The sequence below is a fragment of the Nonomuraea sp. NPDC004580 genome (genome assembly GCF_040609855.1).
GTDB classification, from domain to species: domain Bacteria; phylum Actinomycetota; class Actinomycetes; order Streptosporangiales; family Streptosporangiaceae; genus Nonomuraea; species Nonomuraea salmonea.
In genome coordinates this window covers 104290-126003 of record NZ_JBEXLH010000009.1, presented here as the reverse complement: position 1 = coordinate 126003, position 21714 = coordinate 104290, and the positions used below count along the sequence as shown (strand labels likewise).

Here is a 21714-nt window from a genome sequence, read left to right as displayed (position 1 = left end):
ATGGCGGCATTCGTGATCGTGGGCGGCGGCCTGGCCGCGGCCAAGGCGGCCGAGGCGCTGCGCGAGGAGGGGTTCGACGGCGAGATCGTGCTCGTGGGACGGGAACCCCACCTGCCCTACGAACGCCCGCCGCTGTCGAAGGGCTACCTCCAGGGCAGCGACGAACGCGACAAGATCTTCGTCCACGACGCGGACTGGTACCGCGAGCACGACGTGGACGTCCGTACCGGCGTCTCCGTCACCGCCGTCGACCCGGCCGCGCACGAGGTGACGCTGTCCGGCGGCGAACGGCTCCGCTACGACAAGCTGCTGCTCGCCACCGGCGCCCAGCCGCGCCGCCTGACCGTGCCCGGCAATGACCGCGTGCTGTACCTGCGTACCGTGGACGACTCCGACCGGCTGCGCGCCACCCTGGCCGGCGCGCGCAAGGTCGCGATCATCGGCGCCGGCTGGATCGGCCTGGAGACCGCCGCCGCGGCCCGCGCGGCCGGCGCCGAGGTCACCGTCATCGAGCAGGAGCAGCAGCCGCTGCTGTCCGCCCTCGGGGCCGAGATCGGCGCCGTCTTCGCCGACCTGCACCGCGAGCACGGGGTGGACCTGCGGCTGGGAGCCCGCCTCGCTGAGGTCACCGAGACCGGCGTACGCCTGGCCGACGGCACCGCCATCGACGCGGACGCCGTGCTGGCCGGCATCGGCGCCGTTCCCGACACCGAGCTGGCCGCCGGCGCGGGCCTCACCCTCGACAACGGGGTCAAGGTCGGGGCGGACCTGCGGACCAGCGATCCCGACATCTACGCCGCCGGTGACGTCGCCAACGCCCACCACCCCCTCCTGGGCCACCACGTGCGGGTCGAACACTGGGCCAACGCCCTCAACCAGCCGGCCGTGGCCGCCCGCGCCATGCTCGGCCGCCCGGCCGCCTACGACGAACCGCCCTACTTCTACACCGACCAGTACGACCTGGGCATGGAGTACCTCGGCCACGTCCCGCCCGGAACCCCTCACGACGTCGTCATCCGCGGTGATCTGAGCGGGCGGGAGTTCCTCGCGTTCTGGCTGCGGGACGACCGGGTCATCGCCGCGATGAACGTCAACATCTGGGACCAGGGCGACCACCTCAAAGCCCTCGTCCTCGCGCAGACCCCCGTGGACCGCGCGGCCCTCGCCGACCCCGAGGTCCCACTGGAAAAGCTGGTGCGCTCGTGAAGCCGTTCACGGCCGGTGCGGCTGGCGCCACCGCTCGTCGGCACGCTCCCAGGCCGGCTCCCCTCTATTCCGGCTGATACGGAACCACCGGGATCATCTGGAGCCCTCCGCATCGGGATACAGGATCTCGTCGTCCGCGTGCGTGCCGAACTCGGCGACGCGCACTTCCGCGATGTGCTCGTACCGGGTGATCCGGTCCTCGACGGCAGTGTGTGGTGGCGACTCGGTCGGGCTGGGCTCGCTCGCTCGGCCACGATCCAGAACACGTCATGGAGGCGCTCAGGACGGCGGGCGGGCACCGGTTGCCGGCGTCGTGCCGCAAGGGCTCGAGACCCGGCTCGGGCGCAGGTCGTGGGACGGGAAGCGTGACGGTGCTGGTGACCCACCGGCTCGCCACCGCCCAGGCCGCCGACCTCATCGTCGTCCTCGACCGGGGCGGCGTCGTCGAGGTCGGCACCCACGAGGAGGTGAGCCGCGCCGACGGCCTGTACGCCGAGCTGTTCCGCCTGCAGGCCCGCTACTTCGTCTAAGGCTTGATCGCCAGGCCCCCGTACGCCCAGGCGTGCCCGCCGGGGATCTCCTCCTGGTATTCGGTGAGGTCGGGCCGCCAGGTCACCACCTCGACGAGGCCCGGCTCCAGCAGGTTCCAGCCGTCGAAGAAACGCATCGTCTCGTCGTGGCTGCGCGGCACCATGGGCGCGGAGCTGTTGTCGTACGGCTTGGTGAACTCCTCGCGGCTCAGGTGGTCGGCGAAGTCCATGGTGATGTGCGACAGCAGCAGGTGGCTGCCGCTGGGCACCGCGGCCTTGAGCTGCTCCACCACCCCGTACGGGTTCTCCTCGTCGGTGATGAAGTGCAGGATGCCCGCCAGGATGACGGCCACGGGACGGGTGAAGTCGAGCAGATCCCGGACCGCGGGGTCGTTCAGGATCTTCTCCGGCTCGCGCAGGTCCGCCTCGATCATCTCCGTGGCGCCCGCCGGGTCGCCGGTCAGCAGGGCGCGGCCGTGCACCGAGACGATCGGGTCGTTGTCCACGTACGCCACCCGCGCCTCGGGCACCGCCCGCTGGGCGATCACGTGGGTGGGATCCTGGGTCGGCAGACCGGTGCCGATGTCCAGGAACTGGGTGATGCCCGCCTCAGCCGCCATATACCGCACGGCCCGCCCCACGAAGGCACGATGGGCGCGTACCCCCTCCCGCGTGCCCGGCGACAGCTTGATGAGCGCCTCGGCGGCCTCCCGGTCGGAGGCGAAGTTGTCCTTGCCGCCCAGTAAGTAGTCGTAGATCCGCGCGGGGTGCGGGATGTGCGGATTGATCCGCGCAGCCGGGGCGTCGGCGTACTCGGGATCCTGCGGGTCCGTCTGTCTGTCGGTGTTCGTCATCCTTCTCTTCCTGCTGGATCGACGACTACCGCCGGGCCTGACGGGGGGCCGGGGCGAGCTTCGCCGAGGGGTTACTTGCCTGCTTTCAGGTGTTTCCTTCCTACCCGGCCCAGCGTTACGGCGCGGCCCTTCCGAGAACGATGCCAACGTTCGCATCAGTACGGTCAGGCCGGGATACCTGGCGATCTACGCCTCGGGCTCCGCGACGGTCAGGTGTTCGTAGGACGACTTCAGCGCGGGGTAGTAGTCGTCGAACTCCGGCTTGGCGGAGCCGTCGTGCGAGGCCGCCAGCAGGTCGAGGTAGTACTCCCAGCCGGGGCCGATCTCGCCGATGCCCTCGGCACCGGCCAGGTGCTGGACGAAGCGCAGCTCGGTGCCGCCGCCCGCCTCCGACAGCAGGAGTTCGAGGTGCCAGGAGCCGGCCGCGTCCTTGGCGGTGAGCTCCAGCCGGCGGGGTGGCTCGCAGGCTTCGATGCGCATCTCCGCCCAGGGAGCCTTCTCCTCGAATACCAGCTGGACCCTGATCGTCCGGCCGGGTCCTGCCTCGCCCTCCCACGGGCCGAACCAGCGCGCCGTGCGCTCCGGCTCGGTGACGCTGGCCCACACGTCCTCGGCGGGCGCGCGGAACGTCCGGGTGAGGACGAGGTCCACGCCGTCGTCCGCGCGGAAGAGCTTGCCGGTGGGGAAGCGTTTCATCCTGTTTCTCCCTTTCTGTCGATGTCGCCGCTCGTCCTGGCGCTGTCCGTACGGCGTTCGCGGCGCGTCCGGTAGACCTCGGTCTCCAGAGCGTCGAAGCGGTGCTCCCAGCCGGAGGGCCCGAGGAACTGGGCCAGCCAGCCGGCCAGCTCGGTGAGCCGCTCCGCGTCGAGCGTGTAGAGGCGTTGCCGGCCGACGAGCTCCGCCCTGACCAGTCCGCTCTGCCGGAGCACGCGCAGGTGGCGGCTCACGGCGGGGCGGCTGATCGAGAAGCGTTCGGCGATCTCGCCGGCCGAGAGCTGCCCGTCTTTGAGCATCACCAGGATCTGCCGCCGCACCTGATCCGCGATCGCCCCTGCCACCTCGTCCACACAGAAAGCGTAACCTACTGGTTACGCTTTTCCGAGAGGCCGGTCCGATGCCCGCCGGGAGGTGGTTGTGCTCATCGTCCCGGATCAGTGCCCTGAGATCACCTCAGTCGGCCCTGTCATCGGACAGGAGGCGATCGGTGATGGCCTTGAGCGTTCTGGCCTCGTCCGGACCGAGCCGGTCCAGCAGGTGGCGGCGAGTGGCCTTCTCCAGTGTCGGCAACGTGGCATTGATCGCGTTCCTGCCTTCCGGGCGCAGCGCGACCTCCATCCCGTTCGGCACCTTGTCACGGGCCACGTAGTCACGATCGGCCATCCGGGTCAGCAGGTGCGACAGCCGCGTCCGGTCCCAGTTGAGGGTGGCGGCGAGGGCGTTCTGCCGCAGGCTCCCGCCGGATTCGTGCAGGCAGACCAGGACGCTCAGTTCCGCCTCGGATAGGCCGGACGCCGCTGTGGTCTCGGCGACGACGGCGGCACGTACCAGCTCATGAGCGCGTTTCCAGCGCAGCCACAGCTCAGTCGCCTCACTTCCGCCAACTGTTGACATGTCAACACCGCCTCTCTAGTGTTCGAACCGACCATACGGCTCATGCGAAGGACATCTCCGATGCTCGATGCTCGACGGCACTATGCCGGCCTGCGCCTGGTGGCGCTGCTCCCGCTCGTCCTGTTCCTGCCCGCCGTGATCGCCTTCTTCACCGACCCGGACGTGGCGTGGGGAGAATACCTGGGCGTCTTCTTCCACCTCTCGATCCTCTTCCTGGTCTCCCGCCTGGAGGCGGCGTCCTGGGCCAAAGCAGCGGGGTACGGCTGGGTGGTGCTCGACGTCCTCACCGGCATCCTGATGATCAACGGGGTCGACCACGACACGGCCTGGGCGGTCCGGCTCGGGGGCCACGTACTCGCCGGTGTCTGGATCGTGGCGAGTTCCCTGGTCAGCCACTCCTGGCCGGTCCGCGTGGTCGGCGTCGTCACGGGCGTCTGGCTCGCCGGCTACTCCTTCGTCGGCACCGTCCTCGCCGAGGAGTACCTGCGCCCGGCCGGAATCATGATCCTGGTCTGGTTCGCCCTCCTGGCGATCTTCCACCGCGACGGTCAGGGCCAGCCGGCGGCGTCTGGAGTGCCAGCGGCGGTCTGAAGGTCTTTACTCCGGGCCGTTTCCCTGCAAGCTCGGTACTTCGTGTGATCGTCGAAGGGAGCGTCGTGCCGTTCGCGCCGTCGTGGGAGTCGTTGGAGGGCCGCGAGACGCCGGAGTGGTTCCCGCGGGCCAAGTTCGGCCTGTGGGCGCACTGGGGGCCGCAGTGCCAGCCGGGGTTCGGCGACTGGTACGCCCGCACCATGGACCTCCCGGGCACGGACGCCTTCCGCTACCACCGCGAGCGTTACGGGCATCCGTCGCAGTTCGGGTTCAAGGACGTCACCAACGAGTGCAAGGCGTCCCGCTGGGACCCGGAGGAACTCGTCGCCCTGTACGCGCGTACCGGCGCCCGGTACTTCGTCGCGATGGCCGACCACCACGACAACCTCGACCTGTGGGACAGCCCGCGCCACGCCTGGAACTCGGTCCGGGTGGGCCCGCGCCACGACATCGTCGGCGAGTGGGCCGCCGCCGCACGCTCGCACGGGCTGCGGTTACTGGGACCGGCCCGACCCCGAGCACCACCCGGACGCCGCCTACCAGGCGAAGTTTCATGGCCGGAACCCTGCAACTGGCCCAGGCGTACCGGCCTGACCTGGTCTACTTCGACGACACCGTGCTCCCGCTGCACCAATGCGGCCCGGTCGGCCTGGAGATCGCCGCCGAGCTGTACAACCTCGGCGAAAACATGATCGTCTGCGGCAAGATCCTCGACGAACGCCAGCGCGGAGATCGCCGACGGCGTGCTCATCGGAGCGACTGACGGCCGGCTCAGCTCGATCTGGATGCGACCACTTCTCGCATGACCGAAGGAGAGCAGCCTCAGTGGGGATCGCTCACGAACGTGTACCACGGGCCCCAAACGGGCGATGAGTCGCCCGGCCTCCGGTCAGGGCTATAGAAGTACGCACGGTGAGTGCCGCTCAGGTGGAAGACCACCACGTCACCGTCCCAGAAGACTGTGTCGAACGTCAGGGCGCCGATCGTCCGGCGCCCGAGCACCTCGTCCTTGCCCAACGTGCGAGCGACGGCCTCCATCTGAGGAGCCGACCGAGCGAACCGATCGTCCGAGGCGATGGTGAACCAGACGAGCCCGGTGAGAAGGAGAGTCCCTGCCAGGAGCATCGCTGCCCACCGTAAAACCGGGCCACGGACGGTCGTGCGTCTCATGCGAGCATCCTGACATCTGGCCTAATCGCTCGCTCATCTTTGGAAGAACCGAGTCGGAAAGCGCATTCCCGGCTTCTTGTCAACCTCTTGACAAGCCTGACGACCGCGTCAACACTCGGCGGCAGCACCGCCTGAAACATCCCCGGTGAATCCGGTTCGGACTCCCCACCCGCCGTGATGTTAGCGCTAACAGAAGCTGAGAGGCGATCCCCATGACAGCGACCCAGGCACGCCGATCGCTGATTCCCCTCCTGGTGGCCGCGCTCGCCGCCATGGCGGGCCTCGTCCTGGCCGCGCCACCGGCCCAGGCAGCCACCAGCCAGTTCCGGGGCATGAACTGGGCCGTGCTGGGCGACAACTTCAGCACCGGCCCCCTCGTCGTGCAGGGCCTGAGCCAGTCCGACGGCTACGCCACCGTGCGGGCCAAGGCCGACAGCCTCTACGACGACATGGCCGCCACGATGGGCGTCAACACCGTCCGGCTGCCCATCAACACCCACACGGTCGCCGCCACGTCCTGGTGGAACGCCTACCGCGGCGCGATCGACGCCGCCACCGCCCGAGGGTTCAAGGTCATCCTCGCCTACTGGGAGGACGGCGCCGCCTCCGGAGGCAGGATCACCGACCTGGCCGCCTGGAACGCCATGTGGTCCGCAGTGACCGGCGCCTACGGCTCCAACGGCAACGTCTACTTCGAGCCGATGAACGAGCCGCACGGCTACAGCTCCGCCGAGTGGCGCGACGTGGCGGCGGGCTGGCTGGCCCGGCACACCGCGGCCCCGCCGGGACGGGTGCTCATCGGCGGCACCGGCTACAGCCAGGACCTGCGCGACATCTGCAACGACGGCCGTTTCGGCGCGACCCTGCTGTCCTTCCACCACTACGCCTTCTTCTACAGCCCCATGACCTACGACGCCTTCCGCAGCCACATCCAGACCCGCCTGGGCGGCTGCGCCTCCCGAGCGGTCGCGACCGAGTTCGGCGCGCCGATGTCGACCGGTCTCGACTACGCCGACGCGGGCAGCGCCGACAACTTCGTGCGCCACATCCGTGCCATGGCGCAGGTCATGCGGGACAACCAGATGGGCGGCACCTACTGGCCCGCGCTCGGCGGCAAGCCCGGCGACATCGGCTACGACTGGTACTCGATGTACGCGCTGAGCGGCAGCGGCACCGACCTGCGCCTGACCGTCCGCAACGCCTCCGGCGCCGACCGGATCCGTTACGCCTGGGGCGACACCATCACCCCGACGCCGCCCCCGTCCTCCTACACGGTCGCCGCGCGCCACAGCGGCAAGGTCATGGACGTGCAGCAGCCGAACACCGCCGACGGCGCGCGCGTCGGCCAGTACGCCGCCAACGGCGGCGCCTGGCAGCAGTGGCGCTTCCAGGACGCCGGCGGCGGCTACTGGCGCCTCATCAGCCGGCACAGCGGCAAGTGCCTGGACGTGGTGAGCGCCTCGACCGCCGACGGCGCCGAGCTCATCCAGTACACCTGCGGCAGCGGCGCCAACCAGCAGTTCCAGATGGTCGCCGCCGGCGGCTACTTCGAGCTGCGGGCCCGGCACAGCGGCAAGTGCGTGGACGTGCCGGCCTCCTCGACCGCCGACGGCGTCGTCCTGAAGCAGTACGCGTGCAACGGCGGCGCCAACCAGCAGTGGTCCCGCACACCCGTCACCGGGTGATGGCGCCGGCGCGGCAGCCGGCCAGCGGGTAGCCGGCCGACACGTACGACGTGGCCGAGCAGTGCGGCGGGCAGGAGCGGGTCTGCCCAGCGCGTAAGGCCGGCCACGGCGTTCATGCGTCTCATACGATCACCTTGATATCTTCCGCCCAGCCTTTCCAGGGCCACGGCGAGGTATCGGTAACAGCTTGCGCTGGGATTACATCCAAACCGTGCACGAGGTCAAATGCGAAGGCTGGTGGATGTGGCAGAAATGCAAAGAAGCATTCCACCTTGCGCGTGCAGGTGGTAGTTGACTACAGCGCAAAGAGCTGGCCCCCGAACTCTACCATTGGGGTCATCACCGCATTCTGTGTCACCAAGACCTGGTGTCCCCCATGGGTGAAGAACGCCCTCAATATCTAGGCTTCACAGAGAAGCCCCACCCAGTTGTGCGGCCTCGGCGTGGCGCTTGTGCCATACGCCGAGGCCCATCACCTTGTTAGGAGCACGGCTATATGCGTTTGGGTGATGCCTCGCAGGTGAGGAGAGGCTGCAGTCTCATGCGAGAGATCGCTGCTGTTCAACGCGCCAATGCCGAAGCAGGCCTCCGCTTCGAACGGATAGGGCTGGGTGTTGCACCCTACATAACTGTCACGCAGTGGCAACTTCCATCGCAACAGCTTGAGCTGACCTATGACACGTCACGCTCCCAACTCCGCGGTCTGCTTGACCAGGCAGGCCTTCCAGCCCGCCAAGAACCAGCTGACCATGACCATAGCGATTGGCGGCCACCCGCAACTGCTCATCCCTTCGTGCGCTACGCGAACGTACTGAACGAACTATGGGCCGACGGCGAGGCATTCGCCACTTACATCCACCAGCTCGGCTTCCCATGGCCTGCAAGCACCCTTACAGAGGTAACAGCAGGGAAGGCAGGGGAGGCGCAGTTGTCGATCGCCTTCGAGGGGCGGCCGTGGACTGCCTGCGTCATCATCAGGAGCGGAAACCCCGCAGCGCTAATCGGCATTGGCTACTCCATCGTCGAACACATCGATCAGCTACTTCATCGCCCGACAATCGAGCAGCAACAGCAGATGCAGACGGGCAGCGTCCAGCTAATCCACGGCCGAGCTACACCATGAGCCGCCCCGGGAGTTTCGGGAGGCTAACGCGCGCGCACGCGCGGGGTACTGGTGGGAGGGCTGGGACGGTAGTCCTTCGGAGTATGTGCGCCGGTACTACCGGGTGCCGGCGTATCGGGGTGACCGGCAGGGCCACGGCGAGGTATCGGTAACAGCTTGAATGTCCGTTTCGTGGCGTGACTGTTCGGGGCTGTAAGAGGGGTCTGGAGACTCGTCTGAGGACGCGAACAGGCACGACCTTCGGGATCATGAGGTTCTCGACGCTTAATGATCACCAGAGAAGACCGTGCCTGCCCTGTCATCATCGCCGATCAGCGCTGCCCTTGGCCAACTGGCCGAACACGGGCCGGTGACCGCCTCCACCGCCGACTGCCTCAGCCTGCTGGAGTGCTTCCGACGCCTTCCCGACCCCCGTGACCCGCGTGGCGTCCGACACGCGCTGGCGTCGTTGCTGGCCGGCGCCGCGGCTGCCGTGCCGGCCGGCGCACGTTCCTTCACGGCGATCGGTGGGTGGATCGCTGATGCCCCCGCCCAAGTGATGGCCGTCCTCGGAGTCCGCCGGGATCCGCTGAGCCGGGCATGGTAACCACCGGACGAGTCAACGGTGCGGCGTCTGTTCGAGCAGATCGACACCGACGCCCTGGATGAGGCGGTGTGCTCCTGGCTGGCCGGGCGAGCCACCGCGACCAGCGCCTGTCCCGACGGCCGTGCGCGTCGCCAGGCCGTGGCCGTCGACGGCAAGGCCCTGCGCGGCGCACGCCACCGCGGCGGTGAGCCGGTGCATCTCCTGGCCGCCTTCGACCACGGCAGCGGCCTGGTGCTCGCGCAGACCGACGTGGACGGCAAGACCAACGAAATCACCCGCTTCCAACCCTTGCTGAAGCGTCTCGACCTGGCCGATCGCGTGGTCACCGCCGACGCCCTGCTTACCCGGCGCGAGCACGCCACCTTCCTCATCGAGCAGAAACGGGCGCACTACGTACTGATCGTCAAGAAGAACCAGCCCAGCCTGTACGCGCAGGTCAAACGGCTGTCCTGGAAACAGATCCCGGTCCAGCACCGTGAACGTGACCGGGGGCACGGGCGTGAGGAACGCCGCACCCTCAAGGTCGTCACCGTCAAGGCCGGCCTGCTGTTCCCCCACGCCGTCCAGGCGATGCAGATCAAACGCCAGGTCAGGGACGGCAGCGCGGGAAAGTGGCGGACCGTGACCGTCTACGCGATCAGCGATCTACCCGCCTGGCAGGCCCCTCCCGCCGACCTGGCCGCCTGGATCCGCGGTCACTGGAGCATCGAGAACCGGCTCCACTACGTCCGCGACGTCACCTACGCCGAAGACCACAGCCAGGTCCGCACCGGCAATGCCCCACGCGCCATGGCCACCCTGCGCAACCTCGCCATAGGCGCCTTACGCCTGACCGGAGTCGGCAACATCGCCCAGGCCATCCGCCACATCTCCCGGGATGCCACCCGCACCCTCACCGTCCTCGACCTGACATGATCGAGAAACAGGACAAAACGCCACTACGCCGGAGCCCTGCGCCACTACGCTGGAGCCCTGCCAGCCTTTCCCTCCGATCTGGTTGCGGGAGTGTGAGGGGCGCCCGCCACCACCTCGCGGACAGAGGTCGTGCGGGCATCCGTTGATTTGTTGTGGTGATAGGTATGGAATGCGACAAAAGCGAGCGTCGCTTGTTGACCGCGAAGCTTAGACGACTGCTGGACGAGAGGGCGCAGAGATTCAGTCAGGAATGGGTTGATGTCGCAGCTAAGACGGTCGTCCCTATCCCGGGAACCTTGCCCGGCAGAGGTTCCCTTTCCCAACGGGTTTGTTCTGCGGCCGACCGGTTGGGCGCGACCTATGCCTATGGTGCTCCGATCCTAGGGGGCCGAGTCATCGCTGGCTCGGTTTTCCGCGTGGAGATGTCGCCGGACGTGCTTTCGGTCGAATTCCCTGAGCACCATGCAGGAACCGTCTTGGCCATGCCAGACATGGACAACGCCATCCTCTCGACCGCGCGCGGATACTCCCTGGTTGCGGGGAGCCGCGCCTTTGTCCGCGCCTGCCTGGATTCCGGGATCGACGAAGCCCGGGTGCGATTCCTTCGGTATGCTCGCCGACTGGCCTATGCCAACCCCAGCGTCATGGCCGTATCAATGGAGCATCCTCCCCGCTGGCAGTCGTGGCGATCGCCACGCGAGGTGCACCCTGAGTCGAACACTGCGCAACAACTCCACCTCATGGAGTCGTTCGTCGAAAGAGCCCTATCGGCTCCGCAATTCGTCCTGAGCTGGCTCTCGGCACGATCACAAGCGCTGGACGACGGCGAACGACTTCATGGGCGATTTGAGACGCTCATGAACGAGGTCTTCTACGTTCTGGATGACTATCCTTCGGATCCAGCCCTTCGCGAGGACGGCGATATCTCAGAAGAAGAGCTTCGCGAGCATGTGGACGAGACGCTGCGGCGATCTCGATCTCTTGACTGATCTTCACGCCGCAGCGCTTGCCATTCACTGCGAGAACATGCATGCAAAGGAGTAATCGAGATGCTGGTGGGGAAACTGGCCGATGATGGCGCATATTTCAGCTGGATGGACGATGGGTTCAAGGTCGACATCCTGCTCGATGGGAATGTCGACGCAGCGGACCTGGAAGTCGGCGATTCCATCATCACGTTGCCCACTGGTGAGCGGTATATCGCTCTGCTCATCACGCTGGACCAGATATCGCGGATAATGGACCGCCATCAGCGGTCCGGCGAAAATCTCTCCGGTCGATACTTTGGTACGCCCGATCTGATCGTCGTGCGGGAGAAGGGGGTCGCCGCCATGGTCGATGTCATTCGTGACATCGTGACCTCAGGAGACCTGCCGACCTGGCTCCCGAGAATTCGTGAAAATGATCAACTCGACTTGCTGGAAATGTAGGCTCCGACAAGCATGATCACAGCTCTTGCCACTCCGTCTCACCGAAGCCGTCTCCCGGCAGCGGAACGGCAGGTGCAACCCCGCCGGCTGACAGCCAGAGGCAAGACCTCCGAGGAGGGGATCACGCGTCCTGCTCGTCCCGTCGGCCGCCGGGGTCGGGATGGTAGCCGTAGGCGGCGGCGCGCACCGTGTCCTCGTCCTCCAGGCCGGAGCCGATCGTGCCACCGACGGTGGCCAGCGAGCTGATGATCCAGGTCAGGTTCAGGTAGTCGGTGAGATGGACCGGCCGCTTCAAAGTATCCGCCAGCACGGATGTGTCGATGAGCAGTGCCGTGACGAGTATCGTTCCGGCGAACAGCACCAGATAGGACACCGCGGCGGCCAGGGTGAGGGTGAGGATCGTGGCCAGGTTGAACAGCCGGGCCAGCCCGGCCGGTGTCTCCCGGTCGGGTTTCTCCCACAGGTGGTGCGCGACGATCAGCCAGGTCACCAGCGCGGTCAGCGCAAGGAGCATGATGATGGTGAGACGGAGTCCGCCCAGCGCGTCGCCCATCTCCCAGACGGTGTTGGAGGTGAGGGAGATCGCGGCCGTGGCAAAGGCGCCGGCCAGCAGTTTGGACAGGCCGAGCAAGGCGCGCCCCGGGCGGTTGGCCCGAACCATTCCGCTCAGCAGCCGAATGCGTCCGATCAGCGGCGAGGCGACATAACCCAGCTCCCCGGCAGCAGCCTCGCCGACCACCCCCTGAACGGCGGTGACCTGGCCGGTCAGTCCGGTCGCTGTGCCGGGCAGCGGCGTCCAGTCCTGGGAGACGTCGGGCAGGAGCCGGCCCACGAGATCCGGGAGGGCGGCGCGGAGCGCCGGCAGCTGGCGCAGCCCCAGTGCGGGCAGAGACACCGCCGCGACTCGACGCTGGGCGGACGTTTGGGCGACCAGCGGCTGCCGCTCGGTGTGCAGCGGCAGGTCGGTCAGGCAGATCGCCACGTCCCACCGGGCGTCGGCGCGCCGGCGGGCGACGTCGTCCAGCAGCGCCTCAACGCCGCCGTCGCGCCGCGGCGCCACGTCACCCCAGCCTTGCCGGATGGTCCACCGCACGTTCGGATTGACCCGCTCGGCGAGCCGGTCGGCCAGTTCGGCGGCGATCCGGGCGACGACCTCCGCCGCGTAGTCCGGCGGGGTCGCCACGAGTCCGACGACGACCTCCGGCCGATGCCGCTCGCTGATGGCCATGGGTGCTCCTCGCCGGTAGCCGGGTGGACCCCGGTACCGAGTACCCGCAGTCGTGCGGCACATGCATCGTCAAGCCTGGCGACGGCGCTGGCCGATGCCTGAGTTGGGGGCTCACCCCGAAGTGTGGACACCGGCTGTTATGCGGCGAGCAGCACTCTAGCGGTGGTCTGGTGCTCGTAGTCGATCGGGCTGAGGTAGCTGAGCGTGGAATGTCTCCTGCGGGTGTTGTAGCGAGTGATCCACTTGAAGACGGCCAGGCGGGCCTCACGCGCCGAGGACCAGCGCTTGGCGCCCTGAAGTGTCTCGCGTTTGAGGCTGGCGTTAAAGGCCTCCGCGGCGGCGTTGTCGGCGCTGGTGCCGACGGCGCCCATGGACTGGCGCACCCCGAGTTCAGCGCAGACCTTGGCGAACTCGGCCGAGGTGTATTGGGCTCCGTGGTCGGAGTGGAAGATCGTCCCGTGCAGGCTGCCCCGTGTTACGGCGGCGGCGCGCAGCGCGTCGGTCACCAGCTCGGTGCGCATGTGATCGGCGATCGACCAGCCCGCCAGCCGCCGTGAGTGCAGGTCCAGCACGGTCGCCAGGTAGAGGAATTCGCCGTCGCCGATAGGCAGGTAGGTAATGTCGCCGACGTAGCGCTGGTTCGGCGCGGGCGCGGTGAAGTCCCGCCGGATCAGGTCGGGGACCTTCTGATGGGACGGCTCGGGCACGGTGGTGCGCACCTTCTTGCGCAGGTGCAGCCCGACGATGTCGAAGCAGCGCATGACGCGGGCGACGCGCTTGTGGTTGACCATCCGGCCCTTCTCGCGCAGTTCGGCGGTCACACGCGGGCTGCCGTAGGTTCCGTCGAACTCGCTGTGGATCTGCTTGATCTCCGCGGCCAGGGCGGCATCGGCCGCGGCGCGGACCGCCCGGGCGGGTGCCGCCTTGATCCATCGGTAGAAGCCAGAGCGGGAGACCCCGATGACTCGGCACAGCCGCTTCACGCCGAAGGCGTCCCGGTGGTCGGCGACGAACTTGAAGCGGCTCACCAGTTCGTCTCTCCCGCGAAATACTTGGCCGCCCGGCGCAGAATGTCGCGCTCCAGCTCCAGCTCCCGGACCCGGGCCTTGAGCTGCTTGTTCTCCTCTTCCAGCACGTCGTCGGACGATAGCGGGCCGCTCGCCGGCTTCTTACCCGGGGCCGCCTTCTTCGCCCCCGCGGTGCCATCCGCGCGGGCCTCCTTCACCCACAGGCGCAGGGTCTCGCGGTTGATGCCCAGATCCCGGGCCACCGACGCGTACGTCCGCGCCGGGTCAGACAGGTACAACGCGACGGCGTCCGCCTTGAACTCCGGCGGATATGACTTCATCGCCACGTGGAACTCCTTGTCTCCGGATTTCCATCATCCGGCACTCAAGGTGTCCACACATCGGGGCGAGGGCCCGTTCGCTGGTGTCATCTGTTTTGTCAGGGGCAAGGAACGGAGCACGCGGGGGCATCAGCAGACCGGGGGCCGCCTGCGGCGTACGCACGTACCATCACAATCTGCGTTAGGACGCATGATGACCGACAAACTTGCCCGTGCGCTCGGGTGGACCAGCCTCGCGCTGGGCGCGGCGCAACTGGCGGCACCGCGGGCCGTGACCCGCCTGTGCGGCGTGGACGACGCGCCCGGGGCCACGACCGTCGCCAGGCTCGTCGGCGGGCGTGAGCTTCTGCACGCCGCGCTGCTGCTCGGCGCCAAGAACCCCGCCCAGTGGGCGTGGACCAGGGTCGCCGGCGACATGATGGACTTGGGCGTCCTGGGCAGGGCCGTGGCCAACCGCGCCGGCGCCCGTCGCACCCGCGCGCTGGCCGCGCTCGGAGCCGTCGCCGGGCTCACCGCCCTGGACGCCACCTGCGCCCGGGGCGGCACCGCCAAGGCCAAGAGCCCGCTGCAGGTGCGCGCCTCCATCACCATCAACAAGCCGCGCGAGGAGGTCTACCGCTTCTGGCGGGAGCTGGAGAACCTGCCCACGTTCATGGTCCACCTGGACTCGGTGCGCACCATCGATCAGCGCCGCTCCCGCTGGAGGGCCAAGGGCCCGATCGTCGATCTGGAATGGGAGGCCGAGATCATCGACGAGCGGGGCGGCGACCTGATCGCCTGGCGCTCGGTGCCCGGCACCGGCGTCGCCACCGCCGGCCTGGTCAGCTTCACCGACGGTCCCGGCGGGCGTGGCACCGTCGTGGACGTCTCGCTGGAGTACGGCGCCCCCGGCCACCGCCGGCTCGCCGCCGCCGTCGCCCGGATGTTCGGCGAGCACCCCGAGCAGCAGGTCCGCGACGACCTGCGCCGCCTCAAGCAGGTCATGGAGACCGGCGAGGTGGTGCGCTCCGAGGGCAGCCCGGAGGGCCACCGCGCCCGGCGCCAGCTCCACCAGCGTCCCGCACAACCGATCGGAGGACGGGCATGAAGGCCAACGTGTGGGCGGGCCGCAACCGCCTGGAGATCCAAGACGTCCCGGACCCGCAGATCCTCAACGCGCGCGACGCGATCGTCCGCGTCACCTCCACCGCGATCTGCGGCTCCGATCTGCACCTCGTCGACGGCTACATCCCGACCGTCAAGAAGGGCGACGTCCTCGGCCACGAGTTCATGGGCGAGGTCGTCGAGGTCGGCCCCGGCGTGCGCAACCTGCGGGCCGGAGACCGCGTGGTGGTGCCGTTCCCGATCGCCTGCGGCGCCTGCTTCGCCTGCCAGGACGGTCTGTACTCGGTGTGCGAGAACTCCAATCCCAACGCCGGGATGGCCGAGAAGCTGATGGGTCACGCGCCCGCCGGCATCTTCGGCTACTCCCACATGCTGGGCGGCTTCCCGGGCGGGCAGGCCGAGTACGTGCGGGTGCCGTTCGCCGACGTCGGCCCCATCAAGATCGAGGACGACCTGCCGGACGAGAAGGTGCTGTTCCTGTCGGACATCTTCCCCACCGGCTTCATGGGCGCGGAGATGTGCGACATCAAGCCGGGCCAGACGATCGCGATCTGGGGCGCGGGTCCGGTCGGGCAGCTCGCCGCGGCCAGCGCGTTCCTGCTCGGCGCCGACCGGGTCATCGTCATCGACCGCTTCCCGTACCGGCTGCGGCGGGCCCAGCGCACCGGCGCCGAGGTACTCAACTACGCGGAGGTCAACGTGCTGGACGCGCTGCGCGACATGACCGGCGGGCGTGGCCCCGACGCCTGCATCGACGCCGTCGGCATGGAGGCTCACCACCCGACCCCGGCCATGTACGCCTACGACCGCACCAAGCAGGCCGCCCGGATGGAGACCGAACGGCCCTACGTGCTGCGTGAGGCCATCATGGCCTGCCGCAACGGCGGCGTGGTCTCCGTCATCGGCGTCTACGGCGGATTCGTCGACAAGTTCCCGATGGGCAGTGTCATGAACCGGTCCCTGACCATCCGCACCGGCCAGTGCCACGTGCAGCGCTACACCGAGCCACTGCTCCAGCGGATCCGCGCGGGCGAGATCGACCCCAGCTTCGTCATCTCACACCGCATGCCGCTCAACAAGGCACCACACGCGTTCGATCTGTTCAAGAACAAGCAGGACGAATGCAACAAGGTGGTCCTCACTGTGTGAGCCCGTCTGATCACAGCAGCAGGTCGAAGAGCCTGGTCACTCTGCTCCAGTGCTCGGTGGCCGGGTTCTTCAGCGCGGGATGAACGATGGTCAGCGCCTTGGCGAGCGCCAGGGAGAGCCCGCCCGCCACAGACGGCAACCGCGACTCGGTCTCCTCGCTGAGCGACAGGTCGAGCGGCGGCAGCGCCCTCAGCTCGGCCAGGATCGGGGCCAGTTCCAGCTCCTCGTTCAGATCCCGGAAGTCGTTGATACTCTCCTGCAGTCCTTTGGTGATGGGCAGGTCCCAGAATTCGATGATGTCGCGCCTGTTCGACTTCGCGGCGGCCTCGGCGACGACGAGCATGTCGTACAGCTTCCGGTTGATGAAGTCGCTGTATCGTTTGAGGTCGGACTTGTCCACGTCCAGTCCCGCGGCGGCGCGGAAGAAGTGCTCGAACCTGGAAGTCGCGATCACTGCCATCTGGATCACCGTCCTTGCTGTCGATGCCCTGTCATGGAGAATCTTTCGTGCAGCAGGCGTACCGCCATGGCGCCCTCCCCGACCGCGGACGCGACCCGTTTGACCGACCCGCTGCGAGCGTCCCCGACGGCGAACACGCCGGGCCGCCCGGTCTCCAGGGGAAGGGCCTCCCCGTGCGACGAACCTTCCCCCGTGGTGACGAAGCCCCGGTCGTCCAGCGCGACGGCGCCCGCCAGCCAGCCGGTGTGCGGATCCGCGCCGATGAACACGAACAGCGCGATGGACTCGATCTCGATGGGGTGCCCCGTCTGGTTGTTCTGGGCGCGGACGGCCCGCAGGGAGCCGTCCCCTAGCAGTTCGCGTACCTCGGTGTGGAACATGATCTCGATGCCGGGTGTCCGGTTGATCGCGTCGATGAGGTAACGGGACATGCTCTCGCTGAGATCGCCGCCGCGGACCAGCATGTGCACCGACGAGGCGTTCCTGGCCAGGTAAAGTGCCGCCTGGCCCGCGGAATTGCCGCCGCCGACGATGACCACTGGCGCCTGCCGGCACATGCGCAGCTCGAACGGCGTCGCGGCGTAGTAGACGCCGCAGCCTTCGTACTTCTCCAGGTCGGGAACGTTGAGTTTGCGGTAGCGAGCGCCGGTGGCGATGAGCACGGCGTGGCCCTGCACGGCGGGCCCGCCTTCGATGAGCACCTTGTAGTGGCCGTTGTCGGACTCCAGCCCGCTCGCCTCGGCCGGTACGGTCAGCCGGGCGCCGAACTTGGTCGCCTGGATGACGGCGCGTTCGGCGAGCTCGGCGCCCGAGATGCCCGACGGGAAGCCGAGATAGTTCTCGATCCGGGAGGAGGTGCTCGCCTGGCCGCCCGTGGCGACCGCGTCGAGTACGACCGTGGTCAGGCCCTCCGAGGCCCCGTACACGCTCGCGGCCAGGCCGGCGGGGCCCGCGCCTACGACGATCAGGTCGCACACGCCGTTGCCGGGCCGTGGTGCGGGCAGGCCGATGGTCTTGGCCAGCGTGGCGGCGGTCGGGTTGCGCAGCACCTGGTCTCCGTGCCAGATCACGACCGGCGTCTCCTGCGGGGAGATGCCGAGCCGGCGCAGCAGCGCCTCCGCCTCCTCGTCCTCCTCCAGGTCGATCCACCGGTGCGGGAGCCTGTTGCGGGTGGCGAACTCGCGCAGTCGGCGGGCATCGGGCGAGTAGCGGGAGCCGACGATACGGAACCCGGCGTCCATGCCGATCAGCAAGGTACGGCGGGTCAGGTAAGCGCGCAGGACGAGGTCACCGAACGCGGGATCACCGGCCACCAGCGTGCACACCTGGTCAGCTTCGACGGCCAGGATCTCGCCGGGCTCCCGCACGAGCGCGGTCAGAAATCCGACCTGGCGGGTGAGCAGGCCCAGCTCGCCGAGGAAACGCCCGGGACCGTGGACAGCGATCGTGCGTTCCTGCTCGCTGCCGTACCCTTCGATCGTGGCCACCGTGCCGCGCAGGATCACGATGAACTCGCTGACCGGTTCGCCCTCCCGGTAGAGGGCCTCGCCGGGCGAGACGGACCTGCGCTCTCCGCACCGCGACAGGTCCGCGATGCGCCGCTCGTCCAGCCGGGGATAGGCCCCGTACAGGTCCGGCGTCTCGGGCAGGGTGGCCTCCGGCTGCGTCATGACGGCGTCCTCAGCGTGTGCTCGACCCATTCGCGCAGCTGGGGCACCGGGGCCGCGCCGACGCGTTGCGCCACGACGCGGCCCTCGTTGAGCATCATGAGCGCCGGAATGCCGGTGATCGCGAAGCGCTCCGAGAGGGCCGGAGACCGGTCCACGTCGACCTTGACGAGTTTCACCCGTCCCGCCAGCTCTTGGGCGAGTTGTTCGAGCGCGGGCGTGACCATCCGGCACGGCCCGCACCATTCCGCCCAGAAGTCGACGAGCACCGGCAGGTCGGCCTGTTCGGCGACCTGCGCGAAGGTGCTGTCGCCGGCGTCGGTGATCCACGGCAGCGGCTGGTGGCAGTTGCCGCAGCGGGGTGTTCCCGAGGCGGAGTCCGGAACCCGGTTCGGCCTTCCGCAGTGGGCGCAGCGCGCAGTGTGCATGTCAGCTCTCCGGGGCGTAGAAGGTGACGTTGAGTTCGCCCTTGTCGGCGCCGATCACGATGGTCGCGCCGTCGGGGACGTCTCCGGCGAGCAGGGCCCGGCCGATCCGGGTCTCGACCTCGCGAGCGATGAACCGGCGCAGCGGCCGGGCGCCGTAGACCGGGTCGTAGCCCTGGTTGGCGATGAGCTTGCGGGCCTCCTCGGTGACCTCCAGGGTGAGCCGCCGGTCGGCCAGCCGCTGCCTGATGTCGGTGAACATCAGCTCGACGATCTGCTCGATCTCCGCCTCGGTCAGCGGCTTGAACAGCACGACGTCGTCGATCCTGTTGAGGAACTCGGGCCGGAAGTGCCGGCGCAGCTCTGCCATCACGCCGTCGTGGGCCTCGGGCTTGATCTCGCCGTCGGAGGTGATCCCGTCGAGCAGGTGCTGGGAGCCGATGTTCGAGGTCATGATGATCACGGTGTTGCGGAAGTCGACCGTGCGGCCCTGCGCGTCCGTCAAACGGCCGTCGTCCAGGACCTGCAGCAGCGTGTTGAAGACGTCCGCATGGGCCTTCTCGATCTCGTCGAAGAGCACCACCGAGTACGGCTTGCGCCGCACCGCCTCCGTGAGCTGCCCGCCCTCCTCGTAGCCGACATAGCCGGGAGGGGCGCCGACCAGGCGGCTGACCGTGTGGCGTTCCTGGTACTCGCTCATGTCGATGCGGACCATGTTGTCCTCGGTGTCGAACAGGGCCTCCGCGAGGGACCTGGCCAGCTCGGTCTTGCCGACACCGGTCGGCCCGAGGAAGAGGAACGACCCGATGGGGCGCTTGGGGTCCTTGATGCCCGAGCGGGCGCGGATGATGGCGTCGGCCACCAGCCGCACGGCCTCCTCCTGACCGACGACGCGCTCGTGCAGGATCTGGTCGAGCTTGAGCAGCTTGTCCCGTTCGGCCTCCTGCAGCCGGGCCACCGGGATGCCGGTCCAGCGGGAGACGATGTCCGCGATCTCCCTCTCGGTCACCACCTCGCGCAGCAGCCGGTGGCCGTTCTGCCGGGTGCCCAGCCGTTCCTCCTCCGCATGCAGGCGGCGCTCCAGCTCGGGCAGCCTGCCGTGGCGCAGTTCGGCGGCGCGGTTGAGGTCGTAGTCGCGTTCGGCCTGCTCGGCCTCGCGCCGCACGGCCTCGATCTCCTGTCGCAGGCTCTGGACCTTGCGCAGGGCGGAGCGCTCCGCCTCCCACTGTGCCCGCATCGCGTCGCCTTCGGTCCGCGCGGCCGCCAGTTCCTCGCGCAATTCGGCGAGACGCTCCCGGCTGGCCGGGTCCTCCTCCTTGTCCAGCGCGGCCCCCTCGATCTCCAGCCGCCGTACCCGCCTGGTCAGCGCGTCCAGCTCGGCCGGCATGGAGTCGATCTCCGTCCGGATCATCGCGCACGCCTCGTCCACCAGGTCGATCGCCTTGTCCGGCAGGAACCGGTCGGCGATGTAGCGGTGGCTCAGCGTCACGGCGGCCACGAGCGCGCTGTCCTGGATCTTCACCCCGTGGAAGACCTCCAGGCGCTCCCGCAGGCCACGCAGGATCGAGATGGCGTCCTCGATCGAGGGCTCGTCGATCAGCACCGGCTGGAACCGGCGCTCCAGGGCGGCGTCCTTCTCGATGTGCTTGCGGTACTCGTCCGCCGTGGTCGCGCCGATCATGTGCAGCTCGCCGCGCGCCAGCATCGGCTTGAGCATGTTGCCGGCGTCCATGGCGCCTTCGGTCGCCCCGGCTCCGACCACCGTGTGGAGCTCGTCCACGAACAGCAGGATCTGTCCCTCGCCCGCCTTGACCTCGTTCAGTACGGCCTTGAGGCGCTCCTCGAACTCCCCGCGGTACTTGGCGCCGGCCACGAGCGCGCCCATGTCCAGGCTGAAGATGGTCTTGTCGCGCAGTCCCTCGGGAACATCGCCGCGGACGATGCGCTGCGCCAGGCCCTCGACGACGGCCGTCTTACCGACGCCGGGATCACCGATCAGCACCGGGTTGTTCTTGGTCTTGCGGGAGAGGATCTGGATCACCCGCCGGATCTCCCCGTCACGGCCGATCACCGGATCGAGCTTGTCCGCCCGAGCGTCGGCGACCAGGTCGCGCCCATACTTCTCCAGCGCCTCGTAGGCCACCTCCGGCATGGCCGAGGTGACGCGCTGATTGCCCCGCACGGCGGTGAGCGCCTCAAGGAACCGATCCCTGCTCAGGCCCTGGCCGTGCATGGCACGTCCGGACGCGGTCGCGGATCCCTCCTCGATGAGGGCCAGCAGCAGGTGCTCGACGGAAACGTACTCGTCCTTGAGCCGGCGTGCCTCCCGGTCGGCGGCGTCGAACAGCCGCGACAGGCGCTGGGTGACGAACACCTGGCCGGGGGCGGTGCCCGGGCCGCTGACCTTGGGCCGTCGCGACAGCTCGTCCTCCACATCGGCTTGCAGGCGGCGCGGATCGGCGCCGGCCTGCTCCAGCAGCCTGGGCGCCAGCCCTTCCGGCTGGTCGAGCAGGGCGAGCAGAAGGTGCTCGCCGTCGACCTCGGTGTGCCCGAAGCGCAAGGCCTTGGTCTGGGCGTCGTGCAGGGCTTCCTGCGACTTCTGCGTCATCCTGTTCGGGTCCACTCCAGCCCC

Annotated in this window: 22 protein-coding genes and 1 pseudogene; 12 read left to right on the top strand and 11 right to left on the bottom strand. The window is 68.5% G+C overall.

Annotation, left to right across the window (positions count from 1 at the left end):
- Together ABZW11_RS12930 and ABZW11_RS12925 are read left to right on the top strand one after the other, a co-directional pair.
- A complete protein-coding gene (locus ABZW11_RS12930) occupies window positions 1-1206 on the top strand; it encodes an FAD-dependent oxidoreductase (RefSeq protein WP_355415772.1) in 1206 nt (401 codons plus the stop codon).
- A 365-nt stretch (window positions 1207-1571) separates the two neighbouring features.
- Complete coding sequence (locus ABZW11_RS12925; RefSeq protein WP_355415770.1) at window positions 1572-1736, top strand: hypothetical protein; 165 nt, start codon at window positions 1572-1574, stop codon at window positions 1734-1736.
- Here the strand turns inward: ABZW11_RS12925 and ABZW11_RS12920 are convergent.
- The 4 genes from ABZW11_RS12920 to ABZW11_RS12905 all read right to left on the bottom strand — a co-directional run bounded on the left by ABZW11_RS12920 (window position 1733) and on the right by ABZW11_RS12905 (window position 4201).
- A complete protein-coding gene (locus ABZW11_RS12920; RefSeq protein WP_355415768.1) occupies window positions 1733-2590 on the bottom strand; it encodes an SAM-dependent methyltransferase in 858 nt (285 codons plus the stop codon). The two genes, ABZW11_RS12925 and ABZW11_RS12920, sit on opposite strands and share 4 nt — an antisense overlap.
- A 186-nt stretch (window positions 2591-2776) precedes the next feature.
- Complete coding sequence (locus ABZW11_RS12915) at window positions 2777-3286, bottom strand: SRPBCC family protein (RefSeq protein WP_355415766.1); 510 nt, start codon at window positions 3284-3286, stop codon at window positions 2777-2779.
- Window positions 3283-3657, bottom strand: coding sequence for a metalloregulator ArsR/SmtB family transcription factor (locus tag ABZW11_RS12910; RefSeq protein WP_355415764.1), 375 nt, complete (start codon window positions 3655-3657; stop codon window positions 3283-3285). The genes ABZW11_RS12915 and ABZW11_RS12910 overlap by 4 nt, the downstream gene beginning before the upstream one ends.
- A 103-nt stretch (window positions 3658-3760) precedes the next feature.
- Window positions 3761-4201: a MarR family winged helix-turn-helix transcriptional regulator gene (locus ABZW11_RS12905; protein ID WP_355415762.1), complete on the bottom strand. Its 441-nt coding sequence runs from the start codon at window positions 4199-4201 to the stop codon at window positions 3761-3763.
- A gap of 60 nt (window positions 4202-4261) precedes the next feature.
- Between ABZW11_RS12905 and ABZW11_RS12900 the strand changes: the two genes are divergently transcribed.
- Window positions 4262-4792 carry a hypothetical protein gene (locus ABZW11_RS12900; protein WP_355415760.1) on the top strand — a complete coding sequence of 177 codons (531 nt, stop codon included), beginning with the start codon at window positions 4262-4264 and terminating at the stop codon, window positions 4790-4792.
- A gap of 44 nt (window positions 4793-4836) precedes the next feature.
- Window positions 4837-5484, top strand: coding sequence for an alpha-L-fucosidase (locus ABZW11_RS12895; RefSeq protein ID WP_355415758.1), 648 nt, complete (start codon window positions 4837-4839; stop codon window positions 5482-5484).
- A 130-nt stretch (window positions 5485-5614) separates the two neighbouring features.
- Here the strand turns inward: ABZW11_RS12895 and ABZW11_RS12890 are convergent, their stop codons facing one another.
- Window positions 5615-5962 (bottom strand): hypothetical protein, encoded by a 348-nt coding sequence (locus ABZW11_RS12890; protein ID WP_355415756.1) that lies wholly within the window; start codon window positions 5960-5962, stop codon window positions 5615-5617.
- A 212-nt stretch (window positions 5963-6174) separates the two neighbouring features.
- Between ABZW11_RS12890 and ABZW11_RS12885 the strand changes: the two genes are divergently transcribed.
- From ABZW11_RS12885 to ABZW11_RS12860, 6 genes and pseudogenes are all read left to right on the top strand, one after another.
- Entirely contained in the window at window positions 6175-7647 is a 1473-nt protein-coding gene (locus tag ABZW11_RS12885; RefSeq protein WP_355415754.1) for an RICIN domain-containing protein, read from the top strand.
- Window positions 7648-8188: 541 nt separating this feature from the next.
- Entirely contained in the window at window positions 8189-8770 is a 582-nt protein-coding gene (locus tag ABZW11_RS12880) for a hypothetical protein (RefSeq protein ID WP_355415752.1), read from the top strand.
- A 286-nt stretch (window positions 8771-9056) separates the two neighbouring features.
- Complete coding sequence (locus ABZW11_RS12875) at window positions 9057-9356, top strand: transposase family protein (protein WP_355415750.1); 300 nt, start codon at window positions 9057-9059, stop codon at window positions 9354-9356.
- 15 nt (window positions 9357-9371) lie between these two features.
- A pseudogene (locus ABZW11_RS12870) lies at window positions 9372-10271 on the top strand (ISAs1 family transposase); the annotation flags it as partial.
- Between the two features lie 491 nt (window positions 10272-10762).
- Entirely contained in the window at window positions 10763-11260 is a 498-nt protein-coding gene (locus tag ABZW11_RS12865) for a colicin immunity domain-containing protein (protein ID WP_355415748.1), read from the top strand.
- A 60-nt stretch (window positions 11261-11320) separates the two neighbouring features.
- Window positions 11321-11701 carry a hypothetical protein gene (locus tag ABZW11_RS12860; protein WP_355415746.1) on the top strand — a complete coding sequence of 127 codons (381 nt, stop codon included), beginning with the start codon at window positions 11321-11323 and terminating at the stop codon, window positions 11699-11701.
- Between the two features lie 121 nt (window positions 11702-11822).
- Here ABZW11_RS12860 and ABZW11_RS12855 read toward each other — a convergent pair whose 3' ends face one another.
- The gene (locus ABZW11_RS12855; protein WP_355415744.1) at window positions 11823-12929 is read right to left on the bottom strand and encodes a hypothetical protein; all 1107 of its coding nucleotides are present in this window, start codon (window positions 12927-12929) and stop codon (window positions 11823-11825) included.
- Between the two features lie 137 nt (window positions 12930-13066).
- A protein-coding gene (locus tag ABZW11_RS12850; protein WP_355415742.1) for an IS3 family transposase occupies window positions 13067-14283 on the bottom strand; the annotation gives its coding sequence in 2 pieces (ribosomal slippage) (window positions 13067-13974 and window positions 13974-14283; 1218 coding nt in all).
- A gap of 187 nt (window positions 14284-14470) precedes the next feature.
- Here ABZW11_RS12850 and ABZW11_RS12845 point away from each other — a divergent pair.
- Together ABZW11_RS12845 and ABZW11_RS12840 are read left to right on the top strand one after the other, a co-directional pair.
- Entirely contained in the window at window positions 14471-15364 is an 894-nt protein-coding gene (locus tag ABZW11_RS12845; RefSeq protein WP_355415741.1) for an SRPBCC family protein, read from the top strand.
- Window positions 15361-16530 carry a zinc-dependent alcohol dehydrogenase gene (locus ABZW11_RS12840; RefSeq protein ID WP_355415739.1) on the top strand — a complete coding sequence of 390 codons (1170 nt, stop codon included), beginning with the start codon at window positions 15361-15363 and terminating at the stop codon, window positions 16528-16530. The genes ABZW11_RS12845 and ABZW11_RS12840 overlap by 4 nt, the downstream gene beginning before the upstream one ends.
- A 10-nt stretch (window positions 16531-16540) precedes the next feature.
- Here ABZW11_RS12840 and ABZW11_RS12835 read toward each other — a convergent pair whose 3' ends face one another.
- The 4 genes from ABZW11_RS12835 to clpB are packed head-to-tail and all read right to left on the bottom strand — an operon-like array spanning window position 16541 to window position 21705.
- Window positions 16541-16990: a DUF1931 family protein gene (locus ABZW11_RS12835; protein ID WP_355415737.1), complete on the bottom strand. Its 450-nt coding sequence runs from the start codon at window positions 16988-16990 to the stop codon at window positions 16541-16543.
- A 5-nt stretch (window positions 16991-16995) separates the two neighbouring features.
- On the bottom strand, window positions 16996-18660 hold the full coding sequence (locus ABZW11_RS12830) for an FAD-dependent oxidoreductase (protein WP_355415735.1): 1665 nt from the start codon (window positions 18658-18660) through the stop codon (window positions 16996-16998).
- Window positions 18657-19085 (bottom strand): thioredoxin, encoded by a 429-nt coding sequence (gene trxA, locus ABZW11_RS12825; protein WP_355415733.1) that lies wholly within the window; start codon window positions 19083-19085, stop codon window positions 18657-18659. The genes ABZW11_RS12830 and trxA overlap by 4 nt, the downstream gene beginning before the upstream one ends.
- Window position 19086: 1 nt before the next feature.
- Entirely contained in the window at window positions 19087-21705 is a 2619-nt protein-coding gene (gene clpB, locus ABZW11_RS12820; RefSeq protein WP_355415731.1) for an ATP-dependent chaperone ClpB, read from the bottom strand.
- Between the last annotated feature and the right edge of the window lie 9 nt (window positions 21706-21714).